We start from the raw sequence: 23,983 nt of genomic DNA, 5'->3' as shown, positions 1-23,983 counted from the left end.
GCCTTCGCGCGGCGTCGCGCTCAGGCCTTCGTTCGCTAAAATCGGCTTCGCCGATTTCTGGCCCGTGGCCACCGCTCCGAAGCCCCCGCAAGCGGTGGAGGAAAACCTGGCGGCCCCTCCCCTCACCCCTCCGGCTTGAACATCGCGGCCCCCGGGTCTATGTGCGGGGCCACTGTTTCTGATCCCGGAGTTATGTCTTGGCTGTATTCGACACCCTGCCCACCCCGCCGCACGCCGACAAGCGGCCGGTGAGTGCCGCGATCCACGGCATCACCCGCACCGACCCCTATGGCTGGCTGCGCGACGACAACTGGCAGGCGATGTTCAAGGACCCGACGCTGCTCGATCCGGCGATCCGCGCCCATCTGGAGGCGGAGAACGCCTACCAGCAGGCGGCAATGGCCGACACGGCCGGACTGCAGAAAACGCTCTTCGCCGAAATGCGCGGCCGCATCAAGGAGGATGATTCCTCGGTTCCCTCGCCCGACGGTCCCTGGCGCTACGGCGTGCGCTATGTCACCGGCGGCGAGCAGCCGCTGCATTTCCGCGAGCCGCTCACCGGCGGCGACGAGCAGCTGCTGCTCGACGGCGATCACGAAGCCCACGGCTTCGACTATTTCCGCCTCGCCGGCACCGACCATTCGCCCGACCATTCGCGCATGCTCTGGGTCTATGACGACAAGGGCTCGGAGTTCTTCACCATCAAGGTGCGCGATCTCGACACCGGGGCCGACCACGAGGAAACGGTCGCCAACACCGGCGGCGGGGCCGCCTGGGGCGCGGATTCGCAGGGCTTCTATTATACCGCCGTCGACGACAACCACCGCCCCAACAAGATCCTCTATCACCGCCTTGGCACCGAGCAGTCCGCCGACCTCACCATCCACGAGGAGACCGATTCCGGCTTCTTCATGGGCGTGCACGGCTCGCGGCTCGACGACTATATCTTCATCGGCATCAACGACCACGAGACCACCGAAATGTGGGTGCTGCCGGCGAACGACCCTTCGGCCAAGCCGAAGCTGGTGGCGCCGCGCAAGACCGGGCTTGAGTATTCGCTGTCGGAAGGCGGCGACGTCTTCTTCATCCTGACCAATGCCGACGGCGCCAAGGATTTCAAGATCATGCAGGCGCCGGTGAGCGATCCCGCGCCGAAGAACTGGACAGAGGTGGTGCCGCACAAGCCGGGCCGGCTGATCCTCGCCGAATCCGCCTTCGCCAACCACCTGGTCTGGATGGAGCGCGAAAACGGCCTGCCGCGCATCGTCATCCGCGACCGCACCAGCGGCGAGGAGCACGCCATAGCCTTCGACGAGGAGGCCTTCTCGCTCGGCTTCCACGGCTCGATGGAATACGACACCGAGGTGGTGCGCTTCACCTATTCCTCGATGACAACGCCGACGCAGCTCTACGACTACAATCTGCGCACCCGCGAGCGCACCCTGCTCAAGCAGGAGACGGTGCCGTCGGGCCACAATCCCGACGACTATGTCACCCGCCGGGTGATGGCGCCGGCGCATGACGGCGAGAGCGTGCCAGTGACGCTGCTCTATCACCGCGACACGCCGCTCGACGGCACTGCACCCTGCCTGCTCTACGGCTACGGCTCCTACGGCATCGCCATTCCGGCGAGCTTCAACACCAACTGCCTGTCGCTGGTCGATCGCGGCTTCGTCTATGCCATCGCCCATGTCCGCGGCGGCAAGGAAAAGGGGTTCGGCTGGTACGAGGCGGGCAAGCGCGAACACAAGGCCAACACGTTCCGCGACTTCATCTCGGCGGCAAAGCATCTCGTCGAGCAGAATTTCACCCGCCATGAGCGCATCGTCGCCCAGGGCGGCTCCGCCGGCGGCATGCTGATGGGGGCGGTCGCCAACATGGCGGCCTCCTGCTTCGGCGCCATCATCGCCGCCGTCCCCTTCGTCGACGTGCTCAACACCATGCTCGATGACACGCTGCCGCTGACGCCGCCGGAATGGCCGGAATGGGGCAACCCGGTGGCCTCCGAGCGCGACTACAGGATGATCGCGTCCTACTCACCCTACGACAATGTCTCGCGCCAGGCCTATCCGCCGATTCTCGCCATCTCCGGCCTCACCGATCCGAGGGTGACTTACTGGGAGCCGGCCAAGTGGGTGGCGCGGCTCAGGGAAATGGGCACGGGCAATGCCCCGGTGCTGTTCAAGATCAACATGGCGGCCGGCCATGGCGGCGCCTCCGGGCGGTTCCAGCGGCTCGAGGAAATCGCTTTCGAGTATGCCTTCGCGCTGAAGGTGACGGGCAGGATGTAAACATCTCGCAACCGCCGGCGACCGCGGTCGGCGCCGCCGGAGGCAACCGGGCCTGAAAGAAGGCCGACCGAACCGACCGGACGCCGGCCACGTCCGGTCGGACATCCCGGCGGCGGCGCATGCAATTCCAGTGATTTGACAGACAATCCATCAAATCCAAGCTTTCGCGCAGACGGACCGTTCAGCATCCCGCGCGATTGCAGGGATTTTTAAGGCTTCCTTTGAGCGCGAATGCTAATTTTCAGGCAGTTCACGCAGAAAGGACTGCCGAAATGCGCAAGACCGATCTTCGACCCACGCTGCGCGCGCTTTTCAAGCAGGAGCGCGGCAATTTCGCCATGATCACCGCCGTGGCACTGCCCGTGATGCTGATTGCCGGCAGCCTGGCGCTCGATACCGCCAACATGACGTCGCTGCGCGTACGGCTGCAGAACGCCGCCGACAGCGCGGCGCTCGCCACATCGGCGCAACTGGCCAAGGGCGACCTGATCCAGACAAATGCGGTGGCGTTTGCCGAACAGTTTCTATCCGGCCAACTGACCGAGGACAACTCGGCCTTCACCGACCTCACGGTGACGCCGGCGGTCGTGGTGACGCCGGTTACCGATGCCGACGGCAACATCGTCTGGCGCGTTGCGATCACCATGCAAGGCCAAATGGCATCGACCAAGCTTGCCCGCATCATGGGCCGCGACACGCTCGACGTTTCGGTGCTGGGCAAGTCCGAAAGCCAGGCGGCCACCAAGAGCGCGCTGTCGATGGTGCTTGTGCTCGACAAGTCCGGATCGATGGGGGAATACTCCGGCGGCGTGGAGAAGATCGAGGCGCTCAAGACCGCCGTCGGAAGCCTGCTCGATCAGCTCGACGAGGCCGATCCGAAGCAGAAATACGTGCGCACCGGCGCCGTCTCGTATGACGACCAGCTCGACAAGAAGAGCAACATCAAATGGGGAACCTCCAAGGTCCGGAGCTTCGTCGGCAAGCTCGAGGCCGATGGCCGCACCGACTCGACCGATGCGTTCAGCTGGGGCTACGACCAGGTCTCGGCCAAGAAGGAGCTGACCGAGCACGAGGCTTCGACCGGGCTGGTGCCGACCGAGATCATGGTGTTCATGACCGACGGAGACAACAACTACGATTCCGCCGACATCTCGACCAAGAAGCTCTGCGACGAGGCAAGGGCCGACAAGGTCGAGGTCTACACCGTCGCCTTTGCAGCACCCAGCGGCGGCAAGGCGCTCTTGTCCTATTGCGCCACCTCGACGCAACATTATTTCGATGCCAAGAACAGCGCCGAACTGATCGCGGCGTTCAAGAACATCGGCATGCGCGCCTCGAACATGGTCACCCGGCTCACCCAGTAGGCCAATGGCGTGAAGGATCACGCAGGCCGGATCCCGGGAACCGGCCTGCGAGCGCCCCGCGTGGCCAGGCGCCGACCCTTAAAACTTTAGGGAATAATCGGCCAAAGTCTGCTTGTTTGCGGCTTAGAAGCGAGCATGCAGATATTTTCAACCGGCCCCGTCCATCATCTCACCCGCTCCCTCAAAGCCGGCATGGCGAGGCTGCGGGCCTGGAAATCCAGACGCGGCGGCAACTTTGCGGTGTTCAGCGCCATCAGCATTCCGCTGTTCATGATGGCGGCGAGCCTGGCCATCGACACCGCCAATGTCACCTCGCTCAAGGTGCGGCTGCAAAATGCCGCCGACAGCGCCGCGCTGGCCACGTCGACGCGGCTTGCAATGTCGGAAATCCTCGAGGCTGACGCCGCGGCCTTCGCGACGCAGTTCTTCCAGGGCCAGATCTTCGCGGACTACCAGGCATTCAGCAATATGAGCGCGGTGCCGGAAATCAGCATCGGCCACACCGATGACGACGGCCGGGTGCTGTGGCGGGTGGCGGTCGATGTCACCGGCAGCCAGTCGCTGTCGCCGATGTCGAATTTCGTCGGCAGCGGCATGATGAACATCCGGGTTCACGGCGCCTCGGTGAGTGCCGCCTCTTCGAAGAGCGCCTTGTCGATGGTGCTGGTGCTCGACAAGTCCGGTTCGATGAAGAGCGACGTCGACGGCCGGCGCAAGATCGACCTGCTCAAGGCGTCCGTCGGCGATCTGATGGCCCAGCTCGACGAAGCCGACCCCGAGTCGAAATTCGTCCGCACCGGCGCCGATTCCTATGACAGCGCGCTGTCCGCCACGCAGCCGCTGGACTGGGGCACGACGGGAGCGCGGGCGTTCGTGGAGGGACTGCAGCCCGAAGGCCGGACCGATTCGACCGATGCCTTCAAATGGGCGCTTGCCGCAGTCCTCGACGACAGCGAGACCGAGGCGCACAAGATCCGGAACGAGCTCATTCCCGACCGCATGCTCGTGTTCATGACCGATGGCGAGAACACCTACAGTTCGGCCGATTCCTCGACGCGACGGCTGTGCGAAGCGGCCAAGGTGGCGAAGGTGGAAATCTACACCGTGGCCTTCGACGCGCCCAGCCGCGGCCGGGACCTGCTGTCCTACTGCGCCACCTCGACCCAGCATTACTTCGATGCCCGCAACAGCGCCGACCTGGCGCGCGCCTTCAGGAATATCGGCCTCAGGGCTTCGAAGATGATTGCGCTGCTGGTCGAATAGCCGCAACCGGCCGCCGCTCAGTTGGCGGCCGAGTAGCCGTTGGGGCGGGCCGGGATGGCCTTGAGATAGGCGGCGATCGCCTCGCGGTCGGAGGCCGGCAGATGCGCCAGGTTCCTGACCACCTCGACCATCGATCCGCCGACGGTGTCGAAGTCCGGCGTGAAGCCGGTCTCGAGATAGGTGGCGATGTCGCCGGCGCTCCAGCCCGAAATGTCGCTGCCGCCCGGCGTGATGTTCGGGATGATCCCCTCGCCCTCGGGATTGGGCGCGCCCGCCAGCCACTCGCCGGAGCGGAAGCCGCCGATGAGGTCGCGCGGTGTGTGGCACTCGCCGCAATGGCCGGGACCCTCGACCAGATACTGGCCGCGGGCCAGCACGGCATCGGCACTGGCGAGCGTGACGCGCGGCGCGGCGTTGAAATAGAGCAGCTTCCAGCCGCCGACCAGGCGCCGGACCGAGAACGGAAAGGCAAGTTCGTGCGGCGCCGACGCAACGCCACTGGGCGGAAGGGTGTTCAGGAAGGCATACAGGTCGGCGATATCGGCATCGCTCATCCGGCTGTAGGAGCCATAGGGGAAGGACGGATAGTAGTGGCCGCCATCGGGCGCGACGCCGGCGAGCATCGCATTGGCAAATTCCGCTATCGTCCAGTTGCCGATGCCGGCGACCGGGTCGGGGGAGATATTTGGAGCCACGAACGTGCCGAAGTCACTCTTCAGCCGCACGCCGCCCGACAGCACGAGCCGGGCATCGCCCTCCGCGCCGGCGGCGGCGTGGCAGGAGGCGCAGCCACCCGCCCAGAACACCTGTTCGCCGCGCGCCGCATCGCTGCGCATGGTGATGAGTTGCTGCACCCGCGAGAATTCGACCGGCTGCGGCTCGGTGAGAAACCAGAAAGCCGCGCCGGCGATCACCGCCAGCGCGACTAGGATCTTGAGAAGCGCCCTCACCGGCCGCTTGCCTCAATGAGGTGAGCCGCGTCGCCCATCAGCCCTTCTTGAGACGGTAGGTTTCGTGGCAGCTGCCGCAGTTCTGGGTCAGCGGTCCAAAGACGGCCTTGAGCGCGTCGACATCCGCCGGATTGGCGGCGATGGCCGCCTCAGCGTCGGCGTGCAACTTCATGGCCTTGGCCTCGAAATCCGCCTTGTTCGTCCAGATCGCCGGCGCCGCCTCGCTCTCCATGCCGGTTTCGCTGCCCTCGGGAAACTGCTCCGGGAACAACGTGATGGTGTCGGCAATGGTCTGAAGGGCAGCGATCGCGGCAGCCTGATCATAGGGAGTTTCACCCTTGACCATCTTGGCCATCGCGCCGGTGGCGCCGCCGATCTTCTTCATCATTTCCTGGCGCACCACCTGCGGTTCATCCGCGGCGTGGGCGAATGTCGCCGCGGCAAGCCCGAGCAAAGTGGCCGTCATAACGATCCTGAATTTCATGCACGCCTCCTGTTTGAACTATGTGAGCCCATTGCCCTCACAGGCATGATTGCACGAAGGTCACGCCTGAGAAGTCAATAAAACGTGAACACTGCGTTACCGGCGTTCACACGGTGGCGCCGGGCGCCGAAACGGCAAGACGCCCCGCCGCGCAAGCGGCGAGGCGTCGAAAGCTCAGGGGACCGATCGATCTCAGCGGGCGGCTTCGTACATTTCGGCGACATAATCCCAATTGATCATGTTGTCGACGAAGGCCTCGAGATACTTCGGACGCGCATTGCGGTAGTCGATGTAATAGGAATGCTCCCAGACATCGCAGCCGAGGATCGGCGAGGCGCCGTGCATCAGCGGGTTCTCGCCATTGGCGGTCTTCATCACCGCCAGCTTGCCGTCCTTGACCGCGAGCCAGGCCCAGCCGGAGCCGAACTGCGTGGTGCCGGCATTGATGAAATCATCGCGGAACTTGTCATAGCCGCCCAGGTCGCTGTCGACCGCCTTGGCCAGAGCGCCGGGAAGGCTCTTGCCGCCGCCGCCCTTCTTCATCCAGTTCCAGAAATGCAGGTGGTTGTAGTGCTGGCCGACATTGTTGATCAGCGGAGCGTTCTTCTCGGCATAGGCGACCTTGCAGATCTCCTCGAGAGACTTGCCTTCCAGCGGCGAGCCTTCAAGGGCCTTGTTGCCGTTGGTGACATAGGCCTGGTGGTGCTTGTCATGATGAAACTCGAGCGTTTCGCGCGACATATAGGGCGCGAGCGCATCGTAGTCATAAGGCAATGCGGGCAGTTCGAGGGCCATGGGTCTCTCCAGTTCAGGGTTGATTTTGGCGCGAATGCACCGGTGCGGCGAGCATAGTGTCGCGGCTTCAAGGTGACAACGGGCATCGGCGAGAAATGTTCCGTCGGGCGGGTTGAGGCACATCGCGTGAACGCCCGGTCATGCAACGGCCAGGCTGTTCTCAGCCATGCCTGGCGTGATCCCGAAACGCCCGCGCCCACAGGAGCGACATGCATCAGGGACGCAACCAGCTGAAGGCGCGGCGCAGATAGGCCTGCCCGTCCGACGTCACCGGTTCGCCGTGCGCCATAAGGACTCTTTCCGCCGGCCAGGCGAGACTGCGCGCCAGCGCCCTCCGCGCCGCGGCGCGATCCCGGAAGGCAAGGCGGAATTTCCGCGGAACCGACGGTTCGTCGCACAGCATCAGGTCGAACCGGGCGACCAGTCGCCGCCAGCCGCCAAACCAGCCCGGCGGAAACTGCTGCAACAGATCGGTGAAGATGGCGGTGCGGCTCGGCCAGTGAAAGAACACCACTTCGGTGGTGATCCAGTTTCCGCCCACCACGACATGCTCGATCTCGCCCGCCCAGGCCTGGACCTGGCCATCGGCGAAATCGCTGTCAAAGCGGATGTCCGGGCGCTTGCGCCTCAGGCCTGGAGGCGCAAGGACCACGGCATCCGGATAGGCCCGCTGCCAGTCGCCCAGGAAGACGTGGTGCAGCGAGTTGGGCGGCGCGAGATAACGCACCCGTCCGAGCGCGTCGACGGCGGCGTGAAGCTCGTCGGAGATCGCCACCGGCGACCAGAGCACGAGGTCCCCGCCGCGCAGCCTGATGACAGCCATCCGCGTCGGATAGCGAAATCCCCCCGGCACCGTCACCGCGGGTCCGTCAGCGAGCCAGATTTCGGATGCGAATGCGGTCAGCACAGTGTTGCCGGGACTGTCAAGTTATTGGCAATGCTACCAGTTCGCGTGGATAAAATCCATCCCGCACGCGATTCACACATTTCGGAGGGGTAACGGCGCGAGCGAGCCGCGAAGGGCGAGGATGAAGCCACCCATCCGCCCGCACGGGCTCCCCTCGCCTCCAGCGCCGAGGGGGCGCGGCGGTTCAGCCCGCGTGCGCCCAGTCCATGTAGAGTTCACGCGCCTTGCGGCCGATGGGCCCGGCCTGGAGTTCGCGCTGCTCGATGCGGATGACCGGCACCACCTTGGAGTGGTTGCCGGTGGAGAAGATCTCGTCGGCGTCGAGGAAATCGGCAACCGAGAGAGACTTTTCCACTGCCTCGACGCCCGCCTCCCGGAGCAGGCCGAGCGTGCGCGCCCGCGTGATGCCCGACAGGAAGGTGCCGTTGGCGGCCGGCGTGAAGACCACGCCATCCTTGACCATGAAGATGTTGGAGGTGCCGGTCTCGGCAACGTTGCCGAGCATGTCGAGCACGAGCGCATTGTCGAAGCCGCGCGCCTTGGCCTCCATGATGGCGCGGCCGTTGTTGGGATACAGACAGCCGGCCTTGGCGTTGGTCGGCGCGGTCTCGTAGGTCGGACGGCGGAACGGCGACACACTGACCGAAAAACCCGACGAGGCGATCATCGGCGATTCATAGAGACACAGCGCGAACCGGGTGGAGTCCGGATCGGCCGGCACGCCCATGTAGCCGCCATGCTCGGCCCAGTACATCGGCTTGATGTAGACGGCGGTCCTGCCGTCGAACTTCTTCAGGCCCTCGCGCGCCAGCGCCTCGATGGCTTCCGCCTGCATCGTCGGATTCATGCCGAGGGCCGAGGCCGAGCGGTTGACCCGCCGGCAGTGCAGGTCGAGATCGGGGGTGACGCCGTCAAACCAGCGCGAACCGTCGAACACCGTCGAGCCGAGCCACATGGCGTGGCTGACCGGGCCGATCAGCGGCGGATTGCCCGACAGCCATTCGCCGTCGACATAGGTCCAGGTCGGTGTGCGTGCGCTCGTATTGACGGCCATGATGCTTCTCCCACTGCAGACAGCCAGAAGTCAGGCAAATCCGACTTGCGTCAAGGCTGACCGTGCGCAAATCGCCGCGGCATCGATGCTTTGCAGGATGATTGCGCGGCAAAAGCGTTTGACGCCATTTTGCGTCCCGCCGCCGCTCGGCAGCCAGCGCCTGTCTGTTGCCCTTGACTGTTGCAATGCAACACGGGCATCGTGACCCCAACCGGAATGGAGGAGCGACCGATGCCGCATGCTGCCTATGTGTTTGATGCCTATGGCACGTTGTTCGACGTGCATGCGGCTGTGCGGCGGCATTCCCAGCGGATCGGCCCCGACGGTCAGCTGCTGTCGGAGATCTGGCGCGCCAAGCAGCTCGAATACTCATGGACCCGGGCGCTGATGGGCGCCTACAAGGATTTCTGGGCGCTGACCGAGGAAGCCCTCGACCATGCCTTCGCGCGCGTGCCGTCGGCGGATCGCTCGCTGCGCGGGGAACTGCTGGAAGCCTACTGGTCGCTCGACTGCTATCCGGAAGTGCCCGCCGTGCTCAAGTCGCTCAAGGCAGGCGGCGCCAGGGTCGCCATCCTGTCGAACGGCTCGCCGGCGATGCTCGAGTCGGCGGTATCGAATGCGGCGCTCGGCCAGGTGATCGACGATGTCTTTTCGGTCGACAGCCTGAGGACCTTCAAGACGGCGCCGCAGGTCTACGACATGGTGACCACCAGCTATCGCATGTATCCTTCGGCCATGAGCTTCCAGTCGTCCAACCGCTGGGACGTGGCGGGGGCGACGAAGTTCGGCTTCCGAACGGTCTGGATCAACCGGGCGCAGATGCCCGACGAATATCTCGACCTGTCGCCGTCGCTGATTCTGCCCGACCTCAACGGGGTGGCCTGAGGGGGCAGAAAGGCAATCGGAAAGAGATCAGAACGGCGACATGCGAACGGCCGGGGCGGTCGCAGCCGGGCGGAAGCGGGCAAAGACCGAGAAGGCAGGCAAACGTGCAGTCGACGGCGCACTGGCCAAGGCCCCGCCGCGCATGCAGGCGAAGCCTCGACGTCGGGCTCGCGGCTGCTCAGGCCGGGACGCCTGACATGTCGGCGACGATCGCCTGGAGTGTCACCGCGGACTTCGACAGCGAAGGCTTGGTGTAGAGGCGCCTGATCATGCTCTTCTCCCCTTGATCCGGACTCATCCAGCGTGTCGCGTGGAACGCACGCTATATCCGTCGCGGCTGCCAATCAATAAGGCCGACGCGTCGTGAAGGGTGGCATTTCCGGCCCCTTGCATCCGGTTGCAGGTCCTTGAGGCCTCGCCCGCCTGCGTCTTCCCAGCAGATCGCAGCGAAGCGCAGAGGCCGATCAGACTATTCTATAATTCGATGAGGCCGGACATCGCGGAGACGACGGCCTGGAGGGTCATTGTGGCCTTGGTAAGAGCCGGCTTGACATAAACGCGCTTGATCATGGGTCGCCTCGACGGGTTGCGGTCAGAATTGAACCTTGGCGCAAGCTATCTGAGCATCCGTGAATGTGCAACCGGCAATTTCGGCGTCCCGGAGGTCCCGGTGGCCTGCTGCCTGGTGTCGCGCCGCGTGGTGGTTGCCGGATCAGCCCGGCTTCAAGCGGCGGGTGTTTGCCAAACCGATTCTTTTTTTTGCCATTTTTCGGAACGATTTTCACGCCAGAATGGTTTGCTTTCCAACAGCCGGAGAGCAAATCATGGAACAACGCTTGGATTATTACAGTCTGGTCGGTTTCAAATCCGGCTCGACTTCGCCGGACGAGCTTGCGCGCCTGAGGATCGAACCGGAAAGGACGGCGTTGTTCCTCGATTTCGATGGTACATTCGTCGATATCGCCCCCACACCAGACGCAATCAGGGTGACCGACCGCGACAAGACGCTGCTCGATCAGTTGAGCAAGCGCACCAGCGGCGCCGTCTCGGTCATATCGGGGCGCAACCTGCACGAGATCGACAGCTATCTCAGTGACTTCCAGGGCACGGTTTCGGGCGGCCACGGCGCAGAGATGCGCCGCGAGGCCAAGGCGTTGCCAACAATCAAGTGCGATCTCGAGCGGCTTGAGCACATCAAGTGCGCCGTGCGCGAGTTTGCCGCCGTCGATCCGCGTATTCTCGCCGAGGACAAGAGCTTCGGCATCGTGCTGCATTTCCGCCAGCACCCGGAGCTCGAAGGCAAGGTGCGCGATTTCGTCAGGAGCCTGGTGGGCGGCGACGCGGATTTCGAAATCCAGCAGGCCAAGATGGCACTGGAAATCAAGCCGAAGGGCATATCCAAGGCGATGGCGATCGAACGGATCATGAAGTTCAAGGAGTTCCGCCGCCGCACGATCCTGTTTGCGGGTGACGACGACACCGACGAGATCGCCTTCTCATGGGTCAACGAACAGGGCGGCATTACCATCAAGATCGGCGATGGCCTGACATTGGCGCGCTATCGCACAAGGAACCCTGCGAGCTTCAAGAAGTGGCTGCGCGAGCAGCTGAAGTCCGCAAGCAAGGGGGCATGAGCGTGGGCCGTCTGGTGATCATATCGAACCGGGCTCCCTCGGTGGACGGGAGTGCCGATTCCGGCGGGTTGGTGGTGGCGCTGAAGGATGCCCTGAGCAAGAATGGCGGGCTGTGGATCGGCGGCGCGGCCGACCAGGTCGAAGAGCCCGCGCAGACCCTGCGGTTTCACGAAAGGCCAGATTTCGACGTGGCGCTGTTCGAGACAGATCCGCAGATCTACAGCGACTATTATCTCGGCTACTCCAATTCGGTGCTGTGGCCCGCGTTTCACGGCCGCGTCGACCTCATCGACGTGCAGAGCCGCTATGCGTCGGCATACAGGGAGGTCAACAAGCGGCTCGCCCGGATGGTGGCGCCGGCGTTGCGCCCCGACGACCAGATCTGGGTGCACGACTATCAGCTCATCCCTCTGGCGAGCGAACTCAAGTCGCTGGGGGTGAAGAACCGCATCGGTTTCTTCCTGCACATTCCCCTGCCCGACCTGCACACGTTCATGGCCATACCTGACTGGCAGGATGTGGCAGCCTGGTTCGGGCAGTATGATCTGGTCGGGTTCCAGACCCGCCGGGACCTCGCCAACATGATCAACATATTCCGGCACGCGCTGCGCGGAGAGTTACGCGCCAACGGCCATATCGGCATCAACGGCCGGGAGGTGGCCATCGGATGTTTCCCCATCTCCATTGATGTCGAGGGTTTCCGGCAACTCGCCATGAACGGAGCGCAATCCACCGACCCGGCGCCGTTGCCGCGGCTGATCGGCGTCGACAGGCTCGACTATTCGAAGGGACTGCCGCAGCGGCTTTCCGGATACGAGACGTTCCTGGCCAATCATCCGGAGTATCGCTCCAAGGTGACGCTGCTGCAGATTGCGCCGCCGACCCGGGACAAGGTGCAGGCCTACCGATCGATCCGGGCCGAGCTCGAACATCTCTCGGGGCGGATCAACGGGCGTTTCGGAACCGTGGAATGGACTCCGGTGCAGTATATCCACAGGGCGCTGCCGCGCGACGAACTGGCGGTGCTGTTTCATTATTCCCGCGTCGGCCTGGTGACGCCGCTGTTCGACGGCATGAATCTGGTGGCGAAGGAATATGTCGCCGCCCAGGACTTCGCCGATCCGGGCGTGCTGGTCCTGTCGCAATTTGCCGGCGCCGCGGAAGAGATGCCGGAAGCCCTGATCGTCAATCCGCATGATCCCCACGACATCGCCGAGGCGATCCGAACTGCGCTCGACATGCCGGCAGCGGAGCGGATCGAGCGTCACCAGGCGCTCTACGCCCATCTCAAGGTCCACGACGTGGCGCACTGGAGCGCCGCCTTCCTCAAGCGCCTGAAAAAGGTCGATGACCTCGGCCTGGACCGGGTGGCGCGGTTTCCCGACCTCAATCTCAGGCTCAACGCGATCGGGTGACAAATCCGCATCATCACGGTCAATTGACCGCAGCCGATGGAACCAAGGCCGGGCTGGCGCCTTGTGTAGCCAGTTAGCCACAAGCCAGCCGCGCAATGGTCACAATTGGCGTGGATCGGTCGGAGACACGCTGGCAGGCTGCGTTGGTGCAGCCGCCCGCCCGAAGCCGCAAGTTCGAAGACGCGTAAGGACCCGTTCCACCTGATGAAATATCCCAGCAAGCCCGACTTCCGCCCGGCCATGGCCGGCGCTCTCGCCAGCAGCAGCCGACGCCGCTTCCTGCAACTCGGTGCCGGCACCGCGACCGCCATGCTCGCCGGCTGCGCGGGTCCGATCAGCACCGAGCGCTTCACCATGCAGACCGCACCGGAATTTCGATCCCAGACCAATCCGTCCTACGGCCTGACCGGACGGTCCCCGCTCTACGACGAGATGTACGGTCCGAAATATGACGAGCCCTATCCGCTGCCGGCCATCCCCTATACCGAGATCGAGCCGCAGTTCCTGCGCCAGGAAGTCGCCGACCCCACGGGCGAACGCCCCGGCACCATCGTGGTCGATACCGGCCAACGCTTTCTCTACCATGTGCGCGAGAACGGACGCGCGCTGCGCTACGGCGTCGGCATCGGTCGCGACGGCTTTTCCTGGTCGGGCCGCGCCATCGTGCAGTGGAAGAAGAAATGGCCGACCTGGACACCGCCCGAGGAAATGATCGCGCGCCAGCCGGAACTGGCGATGTATTCGGCCGCCAACGGCGGCATGCCGCCCGGCCTCGACAATCCGCTCGGCGCCCGCGCGCTCTACATCTTCCAGAACGGCGAAGACACGCTGTACCGGCTGCACGGAAGCCCCGAATACAAGTCCATCGGCAAGGCCGTGTCCTCGGGCTGCGTCAGGCTGATCAACCAGGACATCTGCGATCTCTACGACCGGGTGCCGTCCAAGACCAACATCGTGGTGATCTGAGGCCTACCTCACATCGTCAAGCAGATCCTTCATGACCTGCAGGTGGTCGAGCGTCAGCGGCTTTTCGAAATAGGATTTCACGAAGTCGTAGCGCAACGCCCTCTCGCGGTCCTTGTCGAGATGGGAACTGGTCAGCATTGCGACCACCGGGGCATGATTGATGAACTCGGTGGCGTAATGGTCGAGGAATTCGAAGCCGTTCATCACCGGCATGTTGATGTCGAGAATGATGGCGTTGGGCATCGACACCCTGAGCAGGGCGAGCGCCTCGGTGCCGTCATAGGCCTTGTGGATCACGATCGAAGGGTCGAACTTGCGGATCGTGTATTCGCAGATGAACTGGTCGTTCTCGTCGTCGTCGACGATCAGGATCTTGCCTATGGCCATTGTCACTTTCTCCCTGCAGGCAATTCGACCGCAAAGCGGCTGCCCTTGATTTTCGGTTCGTAGGACGCCGTGCCGCCCAGAGCTTCGGCGCTCTTCAACAGGATGTAAAGCCCAAGCCCGCTGCCGAAGGCACGCTCGGGATGCAGGCGCTTGAACATCTTGAAAAGCATCGGCCGGCTTTTCGCCGGCACGCCGATTCCGTTGTCCTCCACGGCGAAGATGAAGCGGTCGCCCTGCTTTGCAGCGGTGATGACGATCTCGGGCTTCTGGGCCTGACTGAAATCGCTGTATTTCACCGCATTGGAGATCAGGTTGGCAACGATAATCTGAAATTTCAATGGCTTGGTGACAAGCGTTGCTCCGGGGTCGATGCGGTTGTCGATCCTGATGTCGGCGAAACCCTCGAGATGGGCGACCGATTGAAGTGCGTCCTCGACCATGGCGCGCACGGCGATCTCCTCGTCCTGCTCCGGCATCAGCCGGTTGCGGGTCAGGACCATGATGTTCTGCACCAGCTTGTCGAGTCGCTGCAGGTTGTTGTCGAGCCGATCCAGCATGTCGCCAAGCGCTGCGGTATCGGCCGAGGCGCGCATGTCCTTTGCGATCCGCAGCAGGCCGATGGACGATGCGATCGGCGAGCGCAGGTCATGCGAGGTGCGATAGGCGAACTCCTCGAGCTCCGCATTGGCAGCCAGCAACTGGTCTTCGAAGTGCTTCCGTTCGGACACATCGCGAACGATGCTGCTGTAGATCGGTCCGGACGGCAGATCGATGCGGGCTATGGCCACGTCCAGCGGAAAGACTGTGCCGTCCTTGCGGCGGGCCTCGACCACGCGTCCGGCGGCGTCCTTCTGCAGATCCAGGCCGTCGGGATTTGGGCGGTTCTGCCGGGTGCGCTCGGCGTCATAGGCCAGGGAGCGGAGAAGCCTCGCCTCCTGACCGATCAGTTCCTGTGCCGCATAGCCGAAGATCCGTTCGCAAGCCGCGTTGGCGCTGAGGATGATGCCCGTGGCGCTGACGGTGAGGATTCCGTCAGCCGCATTGTCGATGACCGCCGCTAGCCGTTCGCTGCTTTCGGCCACCTCGCGGATCAGGTTTTGCCGTTCGGAGATGTCGCGAAGGATGCCGCTGTAGATCACGCCATCGGCCAGCTCGATTCGCGCCACCGACAGGTCCAGCGGAAACACGCTTCCATCCTTGCGCAAACCCTCGACGCTGCGGCCGATGCCGATGATCCGCGCCTGGCCGGTGCGGGAGTAGTTCTTCAGATAGGTGTCGTGCTGCCCGCTGTAGTGCTGCGGCATGAGCATCTTGACATTCTGTCCGATCATTTCCCGGGACCGGTATCCGAACATCCGCTCGCAGGCCCGGTTGACCGACTGGATGATGCCCTTGCGGTCTATGGTGACGATGCCCTCCACGGCATTGTCGATGACGGCAGCCAGGCGGGCCTCGCTTGCGGTGAGCGCCGCGGCACTGATGCGGAATTGCCGTGAATACCAGTAGGCATAGAGGATCAGCCCCGCATAAATGACGCCGGAAATCAGGATCAGCGACGAGACCGTGTGGCGGACATGGTCGCCCGACAGCACCAGATTCAGATTGAGCTGATCCTCCTGGTCGCGCAGCTCCATATAGGTCAGCGTCAGAAGCGCGAGATAGGTGACGAAGGCCAATGCGGCGGTGATCAGGCTGAGATTCTTGTGGCTGGCATGCGGCGGCCGGGCCAGCAGGCCGAGCCCGAGACTGAGGAAACACAGTGCCGTGTGCGGCGACATCCGGGCAAGATTGACCCAGTCATGGGCGCGATCGAGATTGATGAGATAGCCGTTGATGGCGATGGTGGCTATGACGGCGGTCAGGAAACCCAGGAACTGCTGAAAGGTCGGAGCCCGGTCGGCCGCCCGCAGGCCGATCGCGGCGGCGATAAGCAGGAAGGCGCAAGCGGTGTTGGGCGCCATCCTTCCCGGGCTGCTGGCTCCGACACTGGCGAACGGCTCGATCAGCAGGGTATCTATTCCGAGATCGACCGCGCCGAAATACTGCACCAGGGTGAGGCCCGCGACAATGGCGACGACCACGGCCAGCGCCTGCGAGATCCGGTGGTTCCAGTGGTTCGAAAGGACGAAGCCGACGCCGCACAGCATGAAGCAGAGCGCGGTGTTGAACTGCATGGCAAGGATGACCGGCATGTGCCGGGCGACGGCATCGAGCTGAAGCAGCCAGACGCTGCTGACGAACGCACCGGTCACGAACGGCACCACGCCAATGAGCAGATCAACCGGACTGGCCCGCAATATGCGCCGCATCTCTCGCTCCTCCAGCCTGGCGCCCGAAGGCCGCACGCTCCAAATCCCCAGCTTTCTAGGGATAATCGCAGCAAAAGAGGCGCAGGCCAAGCGCAATCACGGCTTGCGTTTGCATGCTGGGGTCGTGCAGTGGTGGTTCAGGCTGCGCCGGCGCCGGGCCGGGGCGCGTAGTACGCCATGAACATCGCGACAGCGCCGCCCACGGAGCGTTCAATCTCGGCGGTGGTCGGCTCGTTTGCCATGTACCCGAACAGGCGGGGGCGGAAGATGGCCGCCATGCAGAGATCGCTGAACTGATGGGCGGCAAACTCGACATCATCGATGACAAGATTGCCGGCCTCGACTTCCGCCTTCATGAACAGCGCCAGGGCCTGCTTGCCCTTTTGCGGTCCGCGCTCGTAGAAGCGCGCGGCCATTTCCGGCATGCGCTCGCCGACCCCGAGGATAACCCGGTGGGCGCGGATGACGACATCCGAGCAGACCAGCCTGACGATCAACGTGCCGTAGCGCATCAGCCGTTCGGCGATCGTGCCCTGCCCCGTCAGCGCCATCTCCGAATCCGAGAAAATCCGCTGGCGCTCGCGCTCCATCAGCGTTTCGAACAGCTCTTCCTTGTTGGCGAAATAGACATAGATGGTGCCCTTGGAGACATTGGCCTCGCGGGTGATGTCGTTCATCGAGGACGCGTCAAAGCCCAGCCGCGTGAACACCCGGTGGGCGCCGTCCAGAATCTGGTCGCGCTTGACCGGATCCTGGCCGGCGACACGGCGGCCCTGCCGGAGCAGTTCTCCGGGGCAGCCTGGCAGATCGGTCTTGTCGTTCATGGGCTCCATCCAAATTCCCGGCCACGTGCTGGCCAACTCCCCGGTCCACGCCGCGGCGGACGGGTGGGCGAATCTTTTTCGAACCATGCGGTTCGATTTGCACTTGATATGATGCCAATGCTGGTCTATGTCAAGTTCGAACCGAACGGTTCGGTTTGATTACAGGATGAGAGCAATGAAGTCGGAAGATCGCATCGCTGCCGCAGACGCCCCGCTTGATGCCGGCGGCAAGATCACAAGCTTCCCCGGACGCGAGGCCAAGATGCCCGCCGCCGCGCCTTCCGGCGATGTCGACGGCGCGCATCCGCCCGTCGATTTCAGCCGGACCGTGCCGGACGTCACGGCAGAAAAGCCGGCGGCTGCGGCACCGGCAAAGCAAAAGCGCGGCATCCGCTCGGCGATCCTGCCGATCATCGGCCTGGCGGTCCTGTCGGGCGCCGGCTGGTACGGCTACGATTACTGGACCGACGGCCGCTTCATGATCAACACCGATGATGCCTATCTGCAGACCGACATCAGCGATGTCTCGCCGAAGGTGCAGGGCTATGTCGAGGAGATCCTTGTCAGCGAAAACCAGCAGGTGAAGGCGGGCGACCTGCTGTTCCGGCTTGATGACGGCGACTACACGATTGCCATCGACAATGCGCGCGCCAAGATCGAGGCCCAGAAGCAGACGCTCAACCGCATCAGCGCCCAGACCGACGCGGCCGCGACCGCGGTGGGCCAGGCCGAGGCCAACCGCAAGGCAGCGGCGGCGGCGCTGCGCAATGCCGAACTCGGCTACGGACGCGCCAGGGACCTGCTCAAGACCAATGTGGTGGCGCAGTCCAAGGTCGATGATGCCCAGGCGGCACTCGACCAGGCGCAGGCCGGGCTTGCCGGCGCCGATGCGCAGATTGCCAGCGCCGAGGCCAATGTCGCGGTGCTGAAGGCGGAATATGCCGAAGCCGAAAGCCAGGTCAGGAGCCTCGAACTGGCGCTGAGCCAGGCCGAGCGCAATCTCTCCTTCACGCTGCTGAAGGCGCCGCTCGACGGCGTGGTCGGCAATGTCGCCGTGCACCATGGCGACCTCGTGAGCCCCGGCCAGCAGCTTGCCGCCGTGGTGCCGCTGAGCCGGCTCTACGTGATGGCCAATTTCAAGGAGACGCAACTGGGCGAGATCGTCGCCGGCGAGGATGTCCGCATCCATGTCGATGCGCTGCCCGACCGCGAATTCCACGGCACGGTGGCCTCGGTTGCGCCGGCCTCGGGCGCTGTGTTCTCGCTGCTGCCGCCGGAAAACGCCACCGGCAACTTCACCAAGGTGGTGCAGCGCGTGCCGGTGCGCATCGACCTGCCGGCGGACGTGCTGGCGACGGGCAAGCTGCGCGCCGGCATGAGCGTGGTTGTCGATATCGACAGCCGCACCGCGCCCGCCGCCAACTGAGCGGCGGCGACGGAGCACCCCGATGGCCACCGCGACCACAGCCCCCTTCCCGCCGGCTCCGCCCGCACGGCCACGTCCGGCGGTGTCGGAAACCATGGACCCGCGCCGCGTCTTCGCCTTCCTGGCGATGGTGTTCGGCATGTTCATGGCGATTCTCGACATCCAGGTGGTCTCCGCCTCGCTGGCCGAAATCCAGGCCGGGCTCAACGCCTCTGCCGACGAGATCTCCTGGGTGCAGACATCCTACCTGATCGCCGAGGTAATCATGATCCCGCTGTCGGGGTTCCTGGGCCGGCTTCTGTCGACGCGGGTTCTGTTTACCAGCGCCGCTGCCGGCTTCACCGCCGCCAGCCTGCTCTGCGCCACGGCCACCAACATGGACCAGATGATCGTCTACCGCGCGATCCAGGGCTTTATCGGCGGCGGCATGATCCCGTCGGTGTTCGCCGCCGCCTTCACCATCTTCCCGCCTTCCAAGCGCGCCATCGTCTCGCCGATGATCGGGCTGGTGGCGACACTGGCCCCGACGATAGGACCGACGGTTGGCGGCTATCTCAGCCACGCGCTGTCCTGGCACTGGCTGTTCCTGGTCAATGTCGGCCCCGGCATCCTGGTGGCGGTCGCCGCCTGGAAGCTGATCGATTTCGACGAGGGCGAACCCTCGCTGCTCAAGCGCTTCGACTGGACCGGGCTCGCCGCCATGGCGGCGTTTCTGGGCTCGCTCGAATATGTGCTCGAGGAAGGTCCGACCAATGACTGGCTCAACGACCGGGCCGTGCTGGTGTTTGCCATCGTCATGAGCGTCGGCGGGATCGTGTTCTTCTGGCGCAGCCTGCGCTCGGCGGTGCCGGTGGTCGATCTGAAGGCCTTTCTCGACATCAACTTCGCCTTCGGCTCGGCGTTCTCCTTCGTGCTCGGCGTCGGCCTCTACGGGCTGACCTATCTCTATCCGCTCTATCTCGGGCGCATCCGCGGCTATGATTCGCTGATGATCGGCGAGACCGTGTTCGTGAGCGGGCTTGCCATGTTCCTGACCGCGCCCGTCGCCGGCATCCTGTCGAGCAAGCTCGACCCGCGGGTGATGATCATGACCGGCTTCCTCGGTTTCGGCGCCTCGACCTGGATGCTCACTTCGCTCACCGCCGACTGGGCGTTTGGCGAATTGCTGGTGCCGCAGATCCTGCGCGGCATCTCGCTGATGCTGTGCATGGTGCCGATCAACAACTTGGCGCTCGGCACGCTGCCGCCCGAGCGGCTGAAGAACGCCTCCGGCCTGTTCAACCTGACGCGAAATCTCGGCGGCGCCGTGGGGCTGGCGCTCATCAACACGGTGCTCGTCAATCGCGAGGAGCTGCACTATGCGCGGCTGTCGGAAAGCATCACCTGGTCGAACCCGGAAGCGATGCGGCAGATGAAGATGATGGCGCAGAACCTGAGCGCGCACGGCATCGACGGCGGCACGGGCGCGCTCACGCAGATGATGGGCCGGGTGCACCAGCAGGCGACGGTGATGAGCTTCATCGACGTCTTCTACCTCCTCTCATTGCTGTTCGCATCGCTGGCGATGTTTGCCATGCTGATGCGCAGGCCGCCGGCCGCGGCGGCCGGAGGCGGCGGCGGGCACTGACCCCGAGCCCTCCAGCGGAGGTGCCCGCCGCTCCTTGAATTCTAGTCTGCAGTGTCTATCGGACGACATATGTTCGCATCGGCAGATATTCTTAATCATCTTTGGGTTGGTGGCTTATGGATTGGGAATTTTGAGTTGTATCGTTGATACTTTTCTGTAGGCTCTCCGCATCGGGTGGGGGATCAGATGAAGAAACTTGCTATAGTCATGTTGGCCTTTTTTGCCGTGTTCGGCAGACCCGCAAGCGGGTTCGCGCAGAACATCAACGGCTTCATTAATCTGATGGGCAAGGTGATCGAAAACGATATCCAAACCAAGCGTCAGGACCGGCAACGGGAGCTCGAATTCCAAGCCCGCAAGAATGAGCAGAAAAGACAATACGACGAGCAAAGACGCGCGGAAATCGAGCTGGCAAAGCGGCTTCAGACCGGGCTGCAGGCGCTTGGCTTCTACACCTCCAAGATCGACGGAGATCGTGGACCAGGCACACTGGCGGCGGAACGGCGCTTTTCCATGGCATTCGGGCTGCCACAGCTTTCGCTCAGCGAGAACGACGTCAGGATGGTTGAACGCTATGCTTCGGCCGGCTTCCGCAACCAGATGGAAGCCGAAAAGGCAGATGCCGGCGGATTCTATACCCGAGATGAGCTGGTTTCGGCGGAGCGCAGCGGCTTTTCCAATGCAGCGGAATTCCGCGACGCCAAAGCGATGGGCATCGGGAGTTACGACGATTATTCGGGCTTCAAACGCTCCGGCTTTACCGAGGTCTCGGATTTCATGGCCGCAAAGCGTGGCGGATTCGAAAGCCCGGCTGACTACAAGCAGGCGGCTGCAAAGGGATTTGACAGGAAGGACGAATACAGCGCCTTCGTGCAATCAGGTGCAGCCGACAAGCAGGAATTTCAGGTCATCACCCGGCAGAAAGAACTGGCGCAGTCCAACATCGCGGAATGCATCGACGCACCAGTGGCAAACGCGCTTCAACCCTGCGTCGTGGCGCTGGGTCTGGCAGCATCAAATGACCCTGCCCTGCAGCGCCGTTTTGCCGAGATCGGTGCCTATCTCGCCGAACGGCGGGCAACATTGTTCGAACTCACCACAGCACCCAAGGAATTGGCCTCCAGTGCCGGATCTGCTTCGACAACCGATGCAGCCCGGCCGGAATCCTCACCGGACGCGGGAGCGTTTCTGGTCGAGCTGGCTTCGGTCGATGCGGCACTGAAGGTCTATGAATGCGGCAACGCTTATCTGAGCGCCCAGTGGGCCACAACTGCAAGCACCTGTGCAACGGCGGACAACGAGGCCAATCCGGGCGTGGCGCAATTGGCCGCGATCGCCAAGTCCAACCAACTGGAAGAGGCGCAACAGGCGTCGGCAGAGGCGGAGCGCAAGCGGGCTGCGGCCGAAGCCGAACGGACACGCATCGCGCTTTCCACGGCGCTTGAACGCGCGACCGCCTTGCAGACTTCGCTTGGCGACTATGCCTCAAGCGGCGGTCGCTTTGCCAATCCGCTGCCGATCGCACGCGCAACCGTGGAACTCCGCAAGCAGACCGAAACCGAAGACTTCAAAGGGATCGAACAGGCTGCCCTGGCGCTGGAAGAACTCGTCGCCTCCGAAACCGGTTTCCAGACCTTCATCGACCAGACCAAGCGCGCTACCGAGATTGCCGCAGTCAACGCCAATGCCGCAGCAGAAGCCGAACTGCAACGCATGGAAGCCTTCATCGAGGATTATGTCACCCGCAATATCGTTGCGCCGGAGGTGGCCGACCTGCTTGCGGTGCAGTCAGATCTTTCCGAGGCTCGAGAATCCGGGAATTCCGACAGGATCCTCATCGCCGGCACCAAGGGTCTGGCCAGACTCGGCGAGCTCAAGCTTACCAGCGCGTTGGCTGATTTCGTGTTAGTCGACACCGCCGCAAAGGCCGCGAATATCGAGCAGGCCGATAACGGCTTGGCCGTGACGGGGCTCAACAAGGAACTTTTGACCGGCGAAAGCCGCGACATCCTGATACTGGGCAATTTCACACCGGCGGCGCCGCATCTGGCCATAAATCTTATCGGCGACGTCACCTTTACCGCCGCGACTGCCCGCTTCTGCTGGCAGAGCGGCGTCTCCGACCTCACTGTGCCGGTAAAACTGGCCGTCCGCGAACTGGAAGCGATGGGCGTGAACAGGTTCGAAGATGCGGGCCGCTGCCCGACAGCCGGGCTCGACCGTATCGATGTTGTGCTGCTGGAGCGCGGCAAGCTGCTCGCCGACGACATTTTGAACGTGAAGACCTTCATTGCCGGGTACGAGCAGCGCGACATTCGAGAAATCGCCTCGGTACTCTGGGCAGATGTCGGCGCAAAATCCGTTCAGGCCAGGGAGACCGCCGAACTGGTGCAGTCCGAGATCCTCGGCGGCGTACGCAGCGGTTACGGCGTGGTTCGCTTCGCCAACCAAGCACTGCAGATCTGCCTCGCCATTCCCGGAGCCGACGAGAGCGCGCATCTTGATCTGCTGGCATCGGAAAATGCGACGCTTGACCTTGAGTTCCAAGGTGCGCTCACAACGGAAGTAATGGATCTGGAGCGGGCCTTCATCACCGCCCAGCGTAACAACTGCGCCGCCATTTATACCGACGCGACCAACCTCAAAATGGTACTGACAGGTGCCGAACGCGCTGGCCTGAGTGTGAGAATGCTGCCGTTCTGGTTCAATGACGAACGCGTTGCCGGAGCCAAGACCGCGATCGCCGCGGCAAGGGATCAGACGGTCCGTACACTAGCCGCACGGCGCGCAGAACAAGAGCGGCAAAGGGCAGCGTTGGATCAGGAAAAACAGGCTCGTGCAGCGCAACAGGCGATTGACGACAACACCGCGGCTGCAGTGCGTGCCCGCAAGACTGCGGAACTTCGTGCGCAGTTTGGTTCGGAAGCCAAGGCTGCCTACAACGGCCTCAACGATCTCGGCGTGGCGTTTTTCCAGGACCGCGTCCAGTCAGAGTTCCCGCGTCTTTTTCCGGCGGCCAATTCCTGGGCCAGCGACAAACTCAGCAACGGCTGGCTGTTCACCAAATATTCCGGCGAATTGCGCGACTACGGAACTGGCGACTGGAAGGGGCGCCGGACCGAAGTGGTGCTGGTCGACATGACGATCGACGCCAGCAACAGCGTTCGCGGCGAATACTCCAATGACTGCTTTACAGCCGGATACCTGATCGACTCGGAATTCGGACAGATGCGCGATTCTTTCATCGACAGTTGCGATAGCAGCGCAGCGATCACGGCGTGGCAGGAAAGCCGGAAATTCGAAAGTCGCTGGAGTGCCGAATAGACCATGCATTTGTCCGGCAGCTAAGGTGATTCACCCTCGCCCGCCAGGGACCCTTACCTCTGACTGAATCGGGTGGGC

Annotated in this window: 18 protein-coding genes; 10 read left to right on the top strand and 8 right to left on the bottom strand. The window is 63.4% G+C overall.

The features are described from left to right. The first annotated feature begins 197 nt into the window (after window positions 1-197). The 3 genes from DFR52_RS10620 (at window position 198) to DFR52_RS10610 (ending at window position 4,918) form a co-directional block, all read left to right on the top strand. Window positions 198-2,291, top strand: coding sequence for a S9 family peptidase (locus DFR52_RS10620; protein ID WP_110031880.1), 2,094 nt, complete (start codon window positions 198-200; stop codon window positions 2,289-2,291). Window positions 2,292-2,563: 272 nt separating this feature from the next. Beyond that, entirely contained in the window at window positions 2,564-3,655 is a 1,092-nt protein-coding gene (locus DFR52_RS10615) for a vWA domain-containing protein (RefSeq protein ID WP_110031879.1), read from the top strand. A 135-nt stretch (window positions 3,656-3,790) separates the two neighbouring features. Continuing rightward, entirely contained in the window at window positions 3,791-4,918 is a 1,128-nt protein-coding gene (locus DFR52_RS10610; protein ID WP_110031878.1) for a vWA domain-containing protein, read from the top strand. 17 nt (window positions 4,919-4,935) lie between these two features. Here the strand turns inward: DFR52_RS10610 and DFR52_RS10605 are convergent, their stop codons facing one another. The 5 genes from DFR52_RS10605 to DFR52_RS10585 all read right to left on the bottom strand — a co-directional run bounded on the left by DFR52_RS10605 (window position 4,936) and on the right by DFR52_RS10585 (window position 9,108). Further along, window positions 4,936-5,868 (bottom strand): cytochrome c, encoded by a 933-nt coding sequence (locus DFR52_RS10605; protein WP_110031877.1) that lies wholly within the window; start codon window positions 5,866-5,868, stop codon window positions 4,936-4,938. A 37-nt stretch (window positions 5,869-5,905) separates the two neighbouring features. Next, the gene (locus DFR52_RS10600; protein WP_110031876.1) at window positions 5,906-6,352 is read right to left on the bottom strand and encodes a c-type cytochrome; all 447 of its coding nucleotides are present in this window, start codon (window positions 6,350-6,352) and stop codon (window positions 5,906-5,908) included. Between the two features lie 192 nt (window positions 6,353-6,544). After that, window positions 6,545-7,147 carry a superoxide dismutase gene (locus tag DFR52_RS10595; protein ID WP_110031875.1) on the bottom strand — a complete coding sequence of 201 codons (603 nt, stop codon included), beginning with the start codon at window positions 7,145-7,147 and terminating at the stop codon, window positions 6,545-6,547. Between the two features lie 214 nt (window positions 7,148-7,361). Then, the gene (locus DFR52_RS10590; protein ID WP_425351161.1) at window positions 7,362-8,054 is read right to left on the bottom strand and encodes a DUF4336 domain-containing protein; all 693 of its coding nucleotides are present in this window, start codon (window positions 8,052-8,054) and stop codon (window positions 7,362-7,364) included. A gap of 184 nt (window positions 8,055-8,238) precedes the next feature. Continuing rightward, window positions 8,239-9,108: a branched-chain amino acid aminotransferase gene (locus DFR52_RS10585; protein ID WP_110031874.1), complete on the bottom strand. Its 870-nt coding sequence runs from the start codon at window positions 9,106-9,108 to the stop codon at window positions 8,239-8,241. 231 nt (window positions 9,109-9,339) lie between these two features. Between DFR52_RS10585 and DFR52_RS10580 the strand changes: the two genes are divergently transcribed. The 4 genes from DFR52_RS10580 (at window position 9,340) to DFR52_RS10565 (ending at window position 14,008) form a co-directional block, all read left to right on the top strand. After that, window positions 9,340-9,993, top strand: coding sequence for a haloacid dehalogenase type II (locus tag DFR52_RS10580; protein WP_110031873.1), 654 nt, complete (start codon window positions 9,340-9,342; stop codon window positions 9,991-9,993). A 704-nt stretch (window positions 9,994-10,697) separates the two neighbouring features. Further along, a complete protein-coding gene (otsB, locus tag DFR52_RS10575; RefSeq protein WP_146215589.1) occupies window positions 10,698-11,627 on the top strand; it encodes a trehalose-phosphatase in 930 nt (309 codons plus the stop codon). Next, the gene (locus DFR52_RS10570) at window positions 11,624-13,042 is read left to right on the top strand and encodes an alpha,alpha-trehalose-phosphate synthase (UDP-forming) (RefSeq protein WP_245415283.1); all 1,419 of its coding nucleotides are present in this window, start codon (window positions 11,624-11,626) and stop codon (window positions 13,040-13,042) included. Before otsB ends, DFR52_RS10570 begins: the two co-directional genes overlap by 4 nt. 204 nt (window positions 13,043-13,246) lie before the next feature. Then, entirely contained in the window at window positions 13,247-14,008 is a 762-nt protein-coding gene (locus tag DFR52_RS10565) for a L,D-transpeptidase family protein (protein WP_245415282.1), read from the top strand. A 3-nt stretch (window positions 14,009-14,011) separates the two neighbouring features. Here the strand turns inward: DFR52_RS10565 and DFR52_RS10560 are convergent, their stop codons facing one another. The 3 genes from DFR52_RS10560 to DFR52_RS10550 all read right to left on the bottom strand — a co-directional run bounded on the left by DFR52_RS10560 (window position 14,012) and on the right by DFR52_RS10550 (window position 17,528). Continuing rightward, window positions 14,012-14,395 (bottom strand): response regulator, encoded by a 384-nt coding sequence (locus tag DFR52_RS10560; RefSeq protein WP_110031871.1) that lies wholly within the window; start codon window positions 14,393-14,395, stop codon window positions 14,012-14,014. A 2-nt stretch (window positions 14,396-14,397) separates the two neighbouring features. Then, the gene (locus DFR52_RS10555) at window positions 14,398-16,704 is read right to left on the bottom strand and encodes a sensor histidine kinase (protein ID WP_110031870.1); all 2,307 of its coding nucleotides are present in this window, start codon (window positions 16,702-16,704) and stop codon (window positions 14,398-14,400) included. 137 nt (window positions 16,705-16,841) lie between these two features. Next, window positions 16,842-17,528, bottom strand: a complete 687-nt coding sequence (locus DFR52_RS10550; protein ID WP_158284930.1) for a TetR/AcrR family transcriptional regulator — start codon at window positions 17,526-17,528, stop codon at window positions 16,842-16,844. 175 nt (window positions 17,529-17,703) lie between these two features. Here DFR52_RS10550 and DFR52_RS10545 point away from each other — a divergent pair, with 175 nt between their 5' ends. The 3 genes from DFR52_RS10545 (at window position 17,704) to DFR52_RS10535 (ending at window position 23,905) form a co-directional block, all read left to right on the top strand. After that, window positions 17,704-18,954 carry an HlyD family secretion protein gene (locus tag DFR52_RS10545; protein WP_245415281.1) on the top strand — a complete coding sequence of 417 codons (1,251 nt, stop codon included), beginning with the start codon at window positions 17,704-17,706 and terminating at the stop codon, window positions 18,952-18,954. A gap of 94 nt (window positions 18,955-19,048) precedes the next feature. Continuing rightward, complete coding sequence (locus DFR52_RS10540) at window positions 19,049-20,581, top strand: DHA2 family efflux MFS transporter permease subunit (RefSeq protein WP_245415305.1); 1,533 nt, start codon at window positions 19,049-19,051, stop codon at window positions 20,579-20,581. A 186-nt stretch (window positions 20,582-20,767) separates the two neighbouring features. After that, window positions 20,768-23,905 carry a peptidoglycan-binding domain-containing protein gene (locus tag DFR52_RS10535; RefSeq protein WP_146215588.1) on the top strand — a complete coding sequence of 1,046 codons (3,138 nt, stop codon included), beginning with the start codon at window positions 20,768-20,770 and terminating at the stop codon, window positions 23,903-23,905. Window positions 23,906-23,983: the final 78 nt, after the last annotated feature.

Origin of the sequence: Hoeflea marina (assembly GCF_003182275.1) — a bacterium.
Lineage (GTDB): Bacteria > Pseudomonadota > Alphaproteobacteria > Rhizobiales > Rhizobiaceae > Hoeflea > Hoeflea marina.
The sequence above is the reverse complement of the archived record's forward strand: the minus strand, read 5'-3'. Positions and strand labels throughout refer to the sequence as shown.